This window comes from Streptomyces sp. DT2A-34, from assembly GCF_030499515.1.
Taxonomy (GTDB): domain Bacteria; phylum Actinomycetota; class Actinomycetes; order Streptomycetales; family Streptomycetaceae; genus Streptomyces.
In genome coordinates, this window is sequence record NZ_JASTWJ010000001.1 from 3,703,737 (window position 1) to 3,716,694 (window position 12,958).

Annotated in this window: 12 protein-coding genes; 9 read left to right on the forward strand and 3 right to left on the reverse strand. The window is 72.1% G+C overall.

Annotated elements, in window-relative coordinates:
• Nucleotides 1–120 precede the first annotated feature (120 nt).
• The 6 genes from QQM39_RS16160 to QQM39_RS16185 are packed head-to-tail and all read left to right on the forward strand — an operon-like array spanning nt 121 to nt 8,185.
• Nucleotides 121–699, forward strand: coding sequence for an antibiotic biosynthesis monooxygenase (locus QQM39_RS16160; protein WP_301997457.1), 579 nt, complete (start codon nt 121–123; stop codon nt 697–699).
• Between the two features lie 30 nt (nt 700–729).
• The gene (pabB, locus tag QQM39_RS16165; protein ID WP_301997459.1) at nt 730–3,027 is read left to right on the forward strand and encodes an aminodeoxychorismate synthase component I; all 2,298 of its coding nucleotides are present in this window, start codon (nt 730–732) and stop codon (nt 3,025–3,027) included.
• Nucleotides 3,024–4,580, forward strand: coding sequence for a benzoate-CoA ligase family protein (locus QQM39_RS16170; protein WP_301997461.1), 1,557 nt, complete (start codon nt 3,024–3,026; stop codon nt 4,578–4,580). The genes pabB and QQM39_RS16170 overlap by 4 nt, the downstream gene beginning before the upstream one ends.
• Before the next feature lie 32 nt (nt 4,581–4,612).
• Nucleotides 4,613–6,202: a class I adenylate-forming enzyme family protein gene (locus tag QQM39_RS16175; RefSeq protein ID WP_301997463.1), complete on the forward strand. Its 1,590-nt coding sequence runs from the start codon at nt 4,613–4,615 to the stop codon at nt 6,200–6,202.
• A complete protein-coding gene (locus tag QQM39_RS16180; protein ID WP_301997464.1) occupies nt 6,199–7,377 on the forward strand; it encodes an FAD-dependent monooxygenase in 1,179 nt (392 codons plus the stop codon). Before QQM39_RS16175 ends, QQM39_RS16180 begins: the two co-directional genes overlap by 4 nt.
• A gap of 13 nt (nt 7,378–7,390) precedes the next feature.
• Nucleotides 7,391–8,185, forward strand: coding sequence for an aminotransferase class IV (locus tag QQM39_RS16185; protein ID WP_301997465.1), 795 nt, complete (start codon nt 7,391–7,393; stop codon nt 8,183–8,185).
• Between the two features lie 109 nt (nt 8,186–8,294).
• Here QQM39_RS16185 and QQM39_RS16190 read toward each other — a convergent pair whose 3' ends face one another.
• A complete protein-coding gene (locus tag QQM39_RS16190; RefSeq protein WP_301997466.1) occupies nt 8,295–8,762 on the reverse strand; it encodes a carboxymuconolactone decarboxylase family protein in 468 nt (155 codons plus the stop codon).
• A gap of 61 nt (nt 8,763–8,823) precedes the next feature.
• Nucleotides 8,824–10,269, reverse strand: a complete 1,446-nt coding sequence (locus QQM39_RS16195; protein WP_301997467.1) for a PLP-dependent aminotransferase family protein — start codon at nt 10,267–10,269, stop codon at nt 8,824–8,826.
• Nucleotides 10,270–10,316: 47 nt separating this feature from the next.
• Here QQM39_RS16195 and QQM39_RS16200 point away from each other — a divergent pair, with 47 nt between their 5' ends.
• The 3 genes from QQM39_RS16200 to QQM39_RS16210 are packed head-to-tail and all read left to right on the forward strand — an operon-like array spanning nt 10,317 to nt 11,988.
• Nucleotides 10,317–10,814 carry a carboxymuconolactone decarboxylase family protein gene (locus QQM39_RS16200; RefSeq protein WP_301997468.1) on the forward strand — a complete coding sequence of 166 codons (498 nt, stop codon included), beginning with the start codon at nt 10,317–10,319 and terminating at the stop codon, nt 10,812–10,814.
• Nucleotides 10,811–11,257: a carboxymuconolactone decarboxylase family protein gene (locus QQM39_RS16205; RefSeq protein WP_301997469.1), complete on the forward strand. Its 447-nt coding sequence runs from the start codon at nt 10,811–10,813 to the stop codon at nt 11,255–11,257. Before QQM39_RS16200 ends, QQM39_RS16205 begins: the two co-directional genes overlap by 4 nt.
• 8 nt (nt 11,258–11,265) lie before the next feature.
• Nucleotides 11,266–11,988, forward strand: a complete 723-nt coding sequence (locus QQM39_RS16210; protein WP_302003606.1) for an isocitrate lyase/phosphoenolpyruvate mutase family protein — start codon at nt 11,266–11,268, stop codon at nt 11,986–11,988.
• 3 nt (nt 11,989–11,991) lie between these two features.
• On the opposite strand, the gene QQM39_RS16215 is transcribed toward QQM39_RS16210, so the two are convergent.
• Nucleotides 11,992–12,957, reverse strand: a complete 966-nt coding sequence (locus QQM39_RS16215) for an ABC transporter substrate-binding protein (RefSeq protein ID WP_302003607.1) — start codon at nt 12,955–12,957, stop codon at nt 11,992–11,994.
• Between the last annotated feature and the right edge of the window lies 1 nt (nt 12,958).

The window sequence follows — 12,958 nt, forward strand, 5'->3', positions numbered from 1 at the left end:
AATTAATTTCCGGAACCTCGCACGGCCGCCGAAAACACCCGAAGAACTACGTTCCGGACAGCGGGAAAATCTTCGTTGAATCTTTGAACGCCCGCCACGCGTTCTCCGTATTCCAGGGCGATGACCAGTAATCCCGTCACCGTCACCGTGGCCTATCACGTGGTGCCGGGCCGTGAGGCCGAGTTCCACTCCTGGGGGTGGGCCCTGCTGGGCGCGAGCGCACAGCAGTCGGGGTTCCTGGGGGGTGGCGTACTCGTCGACAAGGAGGCGGAGTGGCATGTGGTTTATCGCTTCGCCAGCGAGGGCGCGGCCCTGGCCTGGGAGAACTCGAGCGCACGGGCGCAGTGGGACGCCCGGGGGGAGCCGCTCGGCCGGGAGGCGGGGCGCAGGAGGGTACCGGGCTCCAAGGCGTGGTTCGATGCCCAGACCCTGACGCCCGCACCGCCGGCGCCGCCGTCGAAATGGAAGTTGTGGTTCGTGAATATGAGCGCGGTTTTCCCGCCCGTACTCCTGTTCAATCTGATCGTACTGCCGTATCTCGGCGGCCTCAATGCGCTTGTCCGGACGCTGCTCTTGTGTCTGTGCGTGACGGCACTTGTCACCTGGATTCTGATGCCGCGTCTTCAGCGCTTCTTCCGTAAATGGCTGTATCCACCGCTCCAGGCGCTGCGCGGTCGGCACAAACGGCGGACCGCATAGGCCCGAGAACCATCAGAGGGGGGTGGGTGGGTGAAAACCCTGCTCATCGACAATTACGACTCTTACACGTACAACCTGTTCCAGCTGATCGCCGAGGTCAATGGCGAGGAGCCGGTGGTGGTCCTCAACGACGCCCCCGCGGACGAGGTCCCGGATCTTGGCGCGTTCGACAACGTGATGGTGTCACCGGGCCCCGGACATCCGGGTGCGGTGCGGGACTTCGGCATCAGCGCCAGGGTGCTCGCCGCGTCCCCGGTTCCCGTGCTCGGCGTCTGTCTGGGCCACCAGGGCATCGCTCTCGGGGAGGGGGGCCACGTGGTGCCCGCCCCGGAGCCCCGGCACGGGCATCTCTCCGTGATCCGGCATGACGAACGGGACCTGTTCCAGGGGCTGCCGCAGAACTTCACCGCGGTCCGATATCACTCGCTGGCCGTGCGCGAGCCGCTGCCCGAGAACCTGGAGGCCACCGCCTGGGCCGAGGACGGCGTCCTGATGGGGCTGCGGCACCGCAGCCGGCCCCTGTGGGGGGTGCAGTTCCACCCGGAGTCCGTCCTCACCGACTACGGCCACCGCATGCTGGTGAACTTCCGCAACCTCACGGCCGAGCGGGCCCGCAAGCTCCGTACGAAGAACACCGCGATCCCCGCACCGGACGTGGCCGTCCCCCGCCCCGCAGCCACCGCACCCCACGCCGGCGCCCCCCGCCGGGCCGACACCCCGGCCGACACGGCCGCCCCCTCCGCCAAGGCCGCCCCGGCCACCGTGACCATCCCCCGCCCCCGCCGCCCCGGCCGTCCCGCCTACCGTCTGCACACCCGCCGCATCACCACCGCGGTCGACACGGAGGCCGCCTTCACGCGGATGTACGCCGGCTCTCCGCGCGCGTTCTGGCTGGACAGTTCGCTGGTCGAGGAGGGCCGGTCCCGCTTCTCGTTCTTCGGTGACGACAGCGGCCCGCTCGCCGAGTTCGTGCGCTACGACGTGGACAGCGGCCGATGCGAGATCGAGCGGGCGGGGCGGCCCCCGCGCAAGGTCAGGGCGAGCGTCTTCGACTATCTCAAGCGTCAGCTGACGAACCGCCATGTCGACGCCACCGGGCTGCCCTTCGACTTCACCGGCGGCTATGTCGGCTACTTCGGCTACGAGATGAAGGCCGACTGCGGCTCGCCGAACCGTCACCGGTCCGAAATCCCGGACTCCTGCTGGCTGTTCGCCGACCGGCTGATCGCGGTGGACCACGAGGCGGGCTTCACCTACGCCGTCTGCCTGGCGGAGGACACCCCGCAGGCCGCCCGGGAGGCCGCCGACTGGCTGGAGAGCGCGTTGGCGCAGCTCACCTGCGTGGCCTCGGGGCAGCCATCCCTGCCCGTGCCGGGCGAGGCCGATCCCGGCGCCGCCGAGCCGTGGCTGGTGCGCGACCGGGCGACGTATCTCGCGGACATCGACGCCTGCCGACGGGAGCTGCGGGCGGGCACCAGTTACGAGATCTGTCTGACCAACGCCGCCCGGTTACCCGCCCCGCCCGACGCCTATGACTTCTACCGGACGCTGCGCCGCGTCAACCCGGCGCCGTACGCGGCGTTCCTGAGGTTCGGGGACCTCGACGTGGCCGGCTCCTCCCCCGAGCGTTTCCTGCGGGTCGGCCGGGACGGTGTCGCCGAGGCCCGGCCCATCAAGGGCACCGCGCCCCGCGGCTCCGGGCCGGAGGAGGACGCCCGGCTCAGGGACGCGCTGGCGGCGGACGCCAAGACGCGTGCCGAGAACCTGATGATCGTCGACCTGCTCCGCAACGACCTGGGCCGGGTGTGCCGGACCGGGACGGTGCGCGTGTCCCGGCTCATGGCCACGGAGACGTACGCCACCGTGCACCAGCTCGTCTCCACCGTCGAGGGCCGGCTGCGCACCGGCACGGACGTGGTGGACTGCGTCCGCGCCTGCTTCCCCGGCGGTTCGATGACCGGCGCGCCGAAGCTGCGCACCATGGAGATCATCGACTCCCTGGAGACCGAGGCCCGCGGCGTGTACTCCGGCGCCCTCGGCTACCTGGGCTGCAGCGGCGGCGCTGACCTCAGCATCGTCATCCGTACGGCCGTGCTCGCCGACGGTCTGATGCAGTTGGGCGCGGGCGGCGCCATCGTCCTCGACTCCGATCCGGTTGCCGAGTACGACGAGATGCTGCTGAAGACGGCGGCCCCGATGCGGGCCCTGCACCAGTACACCGCTGACCGGATACGGGAACAGCGGGAGCGAGCCGCGGTGCGGACGGCCACCGCGCTCCCGGTGGGCACGCGTCCGCAGCGGCCCTCCGCCGAGGAGCCCGCCCGATGACGACCTCACAGTCCACGACCCCGCAGTCCCCCCTGCCCCCGGCCGAAGCCCGCGCCCCCGGGAATCTCGCCGCCCATCTCGCCGCGCTCGCCGAGCGGCGCGGGTGGACCGACCGGGCCGCCCTCCACCAGGGCCACCGGACCTGGACCCATGGCGAGGTGCACGACCTCGCGGCCCGCGCGGCGACCGTGCTCGCCGGCCACGGCGTACGCCCCGGCGACCGGGTGCTGCTCGCGCTGCCCGACTCCGTCGCCTGGGTGACGGCGTTCCTCGCCACCGCCCGCCTCGGTGCCGTCGCCGTGCTGGTCAACCCGGAACTCCCCGCCGCCGACCACGCGTTCATGGCCGAGGACACCGGGGCGGTGCTGTGCGTGACGGGACCGGGACCGGAGGACCGGGACGGGGACGGGGACCGGTTCGGTGGCCTGGCCCGCCTCGGCGCCGACCAGCTCATGGCACTCATCCCCGCCGCCGAGCCCGCCGCCGCCCGACCGGTCCACGCGCACACCCCCCTGTACGTCCAGTACACCTCCGGCACCACGGGCCGCCCCAAGGGCGTCGTGCACCGCCACGGCGACCCGAAGACGTACCACGACCTCATCGGCCGGCGCGTGCTGCGGATCACCCAGGACGACGTGACCCTGTCGGTGTCGAAGCTGTACTTCGCCTACGGCTTCGGCAACGCCTTCGTCTTCCCGCTGTTCTCCGGTTCGTCCGCCGTGCTGGTGGGCCGGCGTCCGACCCCAGCCGCCGTCGACGAGCTCGTCGCCCGGTACCGGGTGACCGTGCTGTACTCCGTGCCGTCGGCGTACGCCGCCCTGGTGGCCGACCGGGGCAGCGGGCACGAGGCCTGCTTCGCCTCGGTGCGGGCCGCGGTGACCGCCGGGGAGGGCATGCCGGAGGGGCTGGCGCGGCAGGTCACCGAGCTGCTCGGCGCGCCGGTGCTGGAGCAGATCGGCTCCACCGAGGCCGGTCACGCCTTCTGCGCCAACAGCTTCCAGCACAACCACCCGGGCACGGTCGGCCGTCCCGTCCCCGGCTTCGAGGTGGAGCTGCGTGACCGTGACGGGCACCCGGTGCCGGACGGCACGGAGGGCGAGATGTGGGTGCGCGGGCCGACGGTGACGCCCGGCTATCTGAACCGTCCCGAGGAGACGGCCCGCACCCTGGTGGGCGGCTGGCTGGCCACCCGCGACCGGGCGCGCCGCGAACCGGACGGCACCTACCGGCACCTGGGCCGCGCCGACGACATGGAGATGGTCGGCGGCATCACCGTCTCCCCGCTGGAGGTGGAGGCCGTGCTGCGGCGGCATCCGGCGGTGAAGGAAGTCGCGGTCGCCGCCCTCACCGACGCGCGCGGGGTGAGCCGGCTGCGCGCCTTCGTCGTGCCCGTACCGCCGGTGCGGGCCGGGCTGGAGGACGAACTCCTCGGCCTGGCGCATGAGCGGCTCGCGGCCTTCAAGGTCCCCCGAAGCGCCAGCTTCGTGGCTTCCCTGCCCCACACCGCAACCGGAAAGCTCCGCCGCCACCTGGTCCGCCAGGGCGCCTGGTGAACCCCATGGAAAGGCACGGAAAGGAACGCCCCATGCCACAGCAGCACCCCCTGCTCGCCGACCGCGGCTTCTATCTGGGACCGGTGTTCCGGCGGGCGGCCGACCGGCACGGAGCCGTCCGCGTCACCCTGGACCGGCCCCTGGACATCCGCCCCGACCTCGGGGTCGACCTCAGCTATCCGGTACTGGCCGATGTCGTCGAGGAGCTGGCCGGCCGCCTCTGGGAGGCCGGGGTACGGCCCTCGGAGCAGGTGGCCGTCCACAAGACGGACAACGTCGACATCGTCCTGCTGACCTGTGCCGTCTCCCGTGTCGGCGCCGTCCCCGTGCTGTTGTCGCCCGCCCTGGCCGGTCCGGTGGTCGCGCAGCTCCTCGGCCGGCTCCGGCGGCCCTGGCTGATCACCGACAGAGCCAAGCTGGACGGCCCGTTGAAGGACGCCGGGGTGTCCGGGCTCGTCCGGCGGACGCTCTGCGTGGACGGCGTGGACGACGCGCCCGGAGCCGAGCCCTTGGAGAAGTACGCCGGCGCCGAGCCCGCCGCGCCCGTACGGCTGCACCCCCGCGAGCCGTCCCTGATCACCCACAGCTCGGGCACCACCGGCGTCCCCAAGCTCGCCGTGCATTGCGCCAACACCATGTGGAACCGCCTCGTACCGCAGAAGGCGATGGGCCGGCCCACCCGCGGGGAGACCGCGGCGCTGCACATGTCCTTCGTGCACTCGCGCTTCTACCACCTGCTCGGCGTCCTGCTGCACTTCGGCAGCCCGCTCGTGCTGATCACCGACCCGGAACCGGCCGCGGTGGCCCCGCTGCTGGTCCGCCATCGTCCCGGCATCGTCGAGACCCACCCCAACACGTTCGTCCTGTGGGAGGAGTTGGCCGACGCACCCGGCGCGCCCCTGTCCCGGGTCCGGTCGTACGGCTCCACATTCGACGCGATCCATCCGCGCACCGTACGGCGGCTGCTGGACGCGTCGCGGCGCCGTACTCCGTGGCTGATCCAGTTGTACGGGCAGAGCGAGACGGGCCCCGTGGCGTTCCAGTGGTTCACGCGGCGCAGTGCCGCCCGCGCGGACGGCCGGCGGGTCGGGATCGGCATCCCCGGCTTCACCCGCGTCCGCGTCACCGGCCCCGACGGCAGGCGCGTGGCGCCCGGCACGCCGGGCCGGATCGAGGCCCGCACCCGGGGCCGCATCCTCACCTATCTCGGCATGCGGGACCGCTACGACCGCCAGCTCACCGACGGCTGGTGGGAGATGGGCGACATGGGCTACCAGAGCCGCCTGGGCGCCCTGTACCTGATCGACCGGGAGATCGACCGGATCGACTCGGTGCACAGCAATCTGGAGGTCGAGGACATGCTGATGTCCCGCCTGGAGGAACTGCGCGAGGTCGTCATCGTGCCCGGCGCGGACCGCGAGCCGGTGCCGGTGGTGTGTGTCCGGGGCGAGCAGCCACTGGACCCGGAGCGCTGGCGGGAGGCCACCGCCGACCTGCCCGCGATGGCCGAGCCACGGCAGTGGCGGTTCGCGGACCTGCCCATGACGGCCACGTGGAAGGTGAAGCGGGTGGAGATCACCCGCATGCTGGCCGAGACCGAGCCCGAAGGCGCCCCCGCGTGACCCCGGTCCTCGTCGTCGGCGCCGGCCCCGTGGGCCTGTCGGCGGCGCTCGGACTGCGCGCGCACGGCCTGCCCGTCGTCCTGCTGGAAGCGGACCCGAAGGACCGCGAACGGCCCGGCAGCCGCGCACTGTTCGTGCATCGGGAGACCCTCGCCCTGCTCGACGGGATGCGGCCGGGGCTGGCCGAGGAGATCACGTCGTACGGCCGCACCTGGCACACCAGACGCACTCTCTACCGGGGCCGCGAGGTGTACTCCCGGACCTTCCCGCCGCCGTCCGGCAGGCCGCCCTTCACCAGCCTGCGCCAGGTGGACACCGAGCGCTTCCTGCGCGCGGCCTGCGAGCGGGCCGGGGTGGAGTTCGTCTGGAACGCCCGTGTCGCGGCCGTGCGCAGCACCGGGGCCGGGGTCCGGCTGACGGGTGAGGACGGCCGGGTGTGGACCGGCGCGTACGCGATCGCCGCCGACGGCGCCCGTTCCACGGTCCGGCGAGAACTGGGCATCCCGCTCGAGGGCGGTCGCGGTGAGGGTTTCCACATCGTCGTCGACGTGGCCGACATCCCGGGCGCCGAGCTGCCGCTGGAGCGGGTCTTCCACTACGAGCACCCCGGGGTCGGTGGGCGCAGCGTGATGCGGGTGCCGTTCACCGGGGGCTTCCAGGTCGACCTGCAGTGCCGGGACGACGACCGGGAGGAGGCGTACGGGACCGAGGAGACCGTACGGCGCTGGCTGCCCGCGGTCGTGGGCGACGGGTACGCCGAGCGGATCCTGTGGGTGTCGACGTACCGTTTCCTGCGCAAGGTCGCGGCGTCGTTCACCGATCCGCACGGCCGTGTGCTGCTGGTCGGTGAGGCGGCGCATCTGTTCCCGCCGTTCGGGGCGCGCGGCATGAACAGCGGTATCGCGGATGCGGCGGCTGCGGCGGAGGCGATCGCCGCGGGGACGGCGGAGGCGGTCGGAGAGTTCGCCGAAGTGCGGCGCACGGCGGCCCTGTTCAACAGCGCCGCCGCCGGGGCGGCGCTCGAACACCTGCGGCCGCGGCGCCGGGTCGTCCGGGTCGGACAGCGGGCGGCCGCGGCCCTGGCGCCCGTGCTGCCGTGGTGCGGGTCGTGGCTGGAGCACGCGCCGTACGGACCCCGGCACGGAGCGCCCGCCCTCGCGGGCCGCAAGTACTGAGGAGGAGCTGTTGGTGACACGACCGGCGGGTGCGGAAGAGGTGTTGGCGTGGTCGTCCGGCCGTGGCCTGACCACCGGCGCGGAGGCCGGCGGGCCGTTGCTCGTCGCGGACTCCTGGCTGGTGCGCGACGGCCGGGTGCGCGGCTTCGACCGGCACCGGGAGCGGTTCGTACGGGCCTGCGGGGAGTGCGGCGGGCCGCCGCAGCGCCGGCTCGTGGAGTTCTGGCGGGACGTGGCCGCCGCGCTGCCGCGCACGGGTGAGTGGTTCCCCCGCGTGGAACTCGCCGCCGGTTCCCTGGAGTTGCGGCTGCTGCTGCGGCACGCTCCGCCGCTCGCGGCCGAGGTGCGGGTCTGGGCGACGGGGCAGCCCGACCCGCGTGCCGTCCCGCGCCGGAAGGGACCGGACCTGGAGAAGCTGGCCGGGGTCCGCCGGCGGGCGTTCGGCGAGGGCGCGGAGGAGGCGGTGCTGGTCGCGCCCTCCGGGGTGGCGCTGGAGTCGGCCACGGCCAGTGTCCTGTGGTGGGAGGACGACACCCTGTGCCTGCCCCCGCCCGGGCTGCCGGTGCTGCCCGGAGTGACCGTCGGTCTCATCCGGGAGCGCGCCCGGCGGCTGGGGATCGCCGTCGCCTCTCGTGAGCGGACCGTGCCGGAACTGGAGGGCCGGGAGGTCTGGCTCGTCAACGCCCTGCACGGAATTCGGCCCGTGACGGCCTGGACGGGACTGCCGATGCGTGCGGGAACAGCAGTGCGCGCACCGGACTGGCGGAAATGGCTCGACGACATCATGGAGCCGCTGCCGGCGGAATGAATTCAACGGAACAGCAGGAGAGCAACACAGTACCGCCGGTCCGCATTTCTCAAGTGGACCAGCGGTGCTACCGCTGCCTTTACCCGGCTAATTCCTCGGTGCCGGCTGATTAGGCGCCCGGCACCATCCGTGTCGCGATCGCGATCCGGTTGTACGCGTTGATGACGGTGGCCGCCCAGATCAGCGCCGCGATCTGAGCCTCGTCGAAGACCGCGGCGGCCTCGGCGTAGACCTCGTCCGGGACGTGGCCGTCGGTCACCAGCGTCACCGCCTCGGTCAACGCCAGTGCGGCACGCTCGCGTTCGGTGAAGAAGGGGGTCTCCCGCCAGGCGTTCAGGGCGTAGACGCGCTGTTCGGTCTCGCCCGCCGCGCGGGCGTCCTTGGTGTGCATGTCGAGACAGAACGCGCAGCCGTTGATCTGGGAGGCGCGGATCCGGATCAGTTCCAGAATCTGGGGCTCGACCTTTGCGTCCTGTGCCGCGGAAACGGCGGCGACATGCAGGGAGCCCATTGCCGCGGACACGTCCGGGGTGTTTTTCTTGAGGGCCACGCGGGATATGGAGTCGCTTTCACTCATGGGCCGACTCTATCCACGGAACTGGATTCCCGTGCCGAATTCGCTGCATTCGGTCCGGCATTCAGGGAAGTGCCGCGCACAGCGCGTCCAGCGCTCCCGACCACGCGTGGTCCGGCGGTGTCCCGTAGCCGACCACCAGGGCGTCCATCGGCTCGGCGACGGCGTCGGGGCGGCGATAGCGGGTGAGGCCGTCGAGCGCCAGGCCCTGCCAGTGGGCCGCCTGGACCACCGACTGCTCGCTGCCGGGCGGGAGTTGGAGTACGGCGTGCAGTCCGGCCGCGATACCGGTGGCACGGACCTCCGGAGCGCGCTCGGCGAGGGCCGCGACCAGGGCGTCGCGACGGCGCCGGTAGCGCAGCCGGGCGGCGCGTACATGGCGGTCGTAGGCGCCGGACGCGAGGAACTCCGCCAGGATCAGCTGGTCCAGCGCCCCGCAGGTGTCGATGCCGCCCTTCGCCGCCGCGGTCTCCTCCACCAGTGTGGGCGGCAGCACCATCCAGGCCAGGCGCAGGCCGGGGGCGAGGGACTTGCTGGCGGTGCCGAGGTAGACGACCCGGTCGGGGTCCAGTCCCTGGAGGGCGCCGACGGGCTGGCGGTCGTAGCGGAACTCGCCGTCGTAGTCGTCCTCCAGGACCAGGCCGCCGGTGCGGCGTGCCCAGTCCACGACGGCCGCCCGGCGGTCGCGGTGCAGGGGGACGCCCATGGGGAACTGGTGCGCGGGGGTGAGCAGCACGGCTCGCTCCGCGGGGAGAGCCGCTGATGGATTCGGCCCCGCGCCCCTTCGGGGCGCTTCACCCCGCCCGTCGTCCGACGCCCCCGGATCCGTGCCGAGTTCGTCGAACGGCAGCGTGGTCGTGTGCAGGCCCGTCCCGTGCAGGATGTTCCAGTGCGCCTTCAGGCCGTACGACTCGACCGCCACCGCCTCTACGCCCCGCGCCCGCAGCACCGCGCCGAGGATCCTCAGGCCGTGCGAGATCCCGCCGCACACCACGATCCGTTCCGGGTCGGCGCGTACGCCCCGTACCCGGGAGAGGTAGCCGGCGAGGGCGGTGCGCAGTTCCGGGCGGCCTCGCGGGTCACCGTAGCCGAGGGCGTCGTACGGGGCGGCGGCCAGGGCGCGGCGGGCTGCCCGGAGCCACTCCGTGCGCGGGAAGGAGGCGAGGTCGGGGAAGCCGGGGCGCAGGTCGTACTGCGGTCGGCCGCGCCGGCGGGGCCGGCGAACCGTGCCGGCCGGCGGGACGACCCTCCGCTCGGCGACCCGGGTCCCCGAACCCTGCCGTGCGGTGAGCCAGCCCTCGGCGACGAGGTCGGCGTAGGCGTCGGCGACCGTGTTGCGGGCGATGCCCAGGTCGGCGGCGAGGGAGCGGGAGGAGGGCAGCCGGGTGCCGGCGTCGAGGCGGCCGGTGCGGACCGCATCGCGCAGGGCGTCGGTCAGACCCCGGCGCAGACCCGGACCGGTCGGCTCCAGATGCAGGTCGACGCCCAAAGTGGCCCATGGTTTCGCCATGGAAATGGACCATACCCGTGGGCTGCATCGTTCATAGTGTCGGTAGCATGACCACTGACGAGACCGTCCAGTACGCCCCCGAACACACCCAGCGCCTGGACTGGGCCACGCTCGCCCCGGACGTCTTCAAGGCCATGGTCCGGCTGGACGCGGCGGCCCGGAAGGGCGTCGAGCCGAAGCTGCTGGAGCTGGTGAAGATCCGCGCCTCGCAGATCAACCACTGCGCGCTCTGCCTCGACATGCACAGCAAGGACGCGCTCGCCGCCGGGGAGAGCGTCGAGCGGATCGTCCAGCTCAGCGCGTGGGAGGAATCCGAGCACTTCTACACGGAGCAGGAGCTCGCGGCGCTGGAACTGACGGAGGCGGTGACCGTCCTGACGGACGGCTTCGTGCCCGACGAGGTGTACGACAGGGCCGCCAAGCACTTCGAGGAGGCCGAACTGGCCCAGCTGATCGCCGCGATCACGGTGATCAACGCCTGGAACCGGTTCGGGGTGACCTGCCGTCGGGTGCCGGGGCACTACCGGCCGGGACAGCACGCGTGACGGTCCGGACCACGCTCCTCGACCAGGCCGTCGGCCAGGCCATGTCCGCGCTCAGCGCCGCCGCGAAGAAGGGCCTCCGCGACCCCGCGCTCGCCGAACTCGTCATGATCCGGGCCTCGCAGCTCAACCACTGCGCCTTCTGCCTGGACATGCACCTCGGCATCGCACGCGAGCACGGGGTGAGCGAGCAGCAGCTCGATCTGCCGGCCGCCTGGGAGGAGGCCGAGGACGTCTTCGACGAGCGGGAGCGGGCCGCGCTCGCGCTGACGGAGGCGGTGACCGTCCTGACCGACGGCTTCGTGCCCGACGAGGTGTACGACAGGGCCGCCGAGCACTTCGACGACGCCGAACTGGCCCACCTCATCGGGCTGATCGTCGCCATCAACAACTGGAACCGTGTGATGGTCAGCCGCCGGATTCCACCAGGGGGATACACACCGTGACCAAGACCGTGTCCAAGGTCGACGCCTTCCGCGCACTGCACCGCCGCCGCTCCCCGGGCGACCCGCTGGTCCTGCCCGGCCCGTGGGACGCCGCGAGCGCCCGCGCCTTCGCCGACGCCGGGTTCCCGGCGCTGGCCACGCCCAGTGCCGGGGTCGCCGCCTCCCTCGGGTACGAGGACGGGCAGACCCCGGCCGACGAGATGTTCGCCGCCGTCGCGCGGATCGTACGGTCGGTGGACGTGCCGGTGTCGGCGGACATCGAGGGCGGGTACGGGCTCGCGCCCAAGGAACTCGTGGAGCGGCTGCTGGAGACCGGCGCCGTGGGCTGCAACCTGGAGGACTCCGCACACGGAACCCTCAAGGACCCGCGCAAGCACGCCGACTGGCTCGCCGAGGTGCGCTCCGCCGCGGCCGACCAGCTGTTCATCAACGCCCGTATCGACACGTTCGACTGCGGTGTCACCGACCCCGAACAGACCATCCGGCGGGCCGCGTTGTACGTCGCCGCGGGCGCCGACTGCGTGTATCCGATCGGCGCCCCCGTCGACGTACTGCCACTGCTGCGGTCGGGGATCCAGGGGCCGGTCAATGTGCACGGCACCGTGACCGGGGACGGCCCCTCCCCCACCGAACTCGGTGAACTCGGGGCCACCCGGATCACGTTCGGGCCGGGACTCCAGCGCAGGGCCGCCGAGGCGCTGCGCGAGATCGCGGCCGGTCTCACGAAGTGAGCGTCAGGACAGCCACGCCTTCCACGTGGACTCGTGGCTGTCCACCCACTTCTTCGCCGCCTCCTCAGGCGACAGCTTCTGCTCGGCGATCATCAGGGAGACCTCGTTCTGGTCCTCGGTCGTCCACTTGAACTTCCTCAGCAGGGCCGCCGCCTCGCCGCCGGTCTTGGCGAAGTCCGCGTTGAGGTACTTCTGCAGCGGGGTGTGCGGATAGGCGCAGGCGACCTTCTTCGGGTCGGCGTCGCAGCCCTCCTTGTACGCCGGCAGCCTCACCTCGGTCATCGGGACCTTCTTGAACAGCCACTGCGGGGAGTACCAGTACGTCAGGAAGGGCTTCTTCGCCTTGGCGAACTGTTGGATCTGCGTGATCTGCGCGGCCTCGGAACCGGCGAACACCACCTGGTAGTTCAGGTCCAGGTTGTCGACCAGCGCCTTGTCGTTGGTGACGTAGGAGGGCGAGCCGTCCATCAGCTGGCCCTTGCCGCCGCTCTCCGCGGTGCGCATCCGGTCGGCGTACTTGTTGAGGTTCTTCCAGTCGGTGACGTCCGGGTGCTGCTTGGCGAAGTACGTCGGGACGTACCAGCCGATGTGCCCGGTGACCCCGAGGTCGCCGCCGGGCACGATCGTCTTCTTGTCCTTGACGTACCGCTGCTCCTCCTCGGGGTGGCCCCAGTCCTCCAGGAGCGCGTCGACGCGGCCCTGGCTGAGCGCGTCCCAGGCGGGCACCTCGTCGATCTGGACGGTGTCGACGCGGTAGCCGAGCTCGTGTTCCAGCAGGTACTGGGCGACGGCCACGTTGGCCTGTGCGCCGACCCAGGACTGGACGGACAGGGTCACGGTCTTGGCGCCCTGCGCGTTGGCGAAGGGCGAGGCCTGCTTGGTCATGTCGGCGGCGCCGCAGCCGGTCAGCAGGGCCAGCGAGGACACGCCGGCCACTACGGCAGTCGTACGCATACGTCGGATACGCATA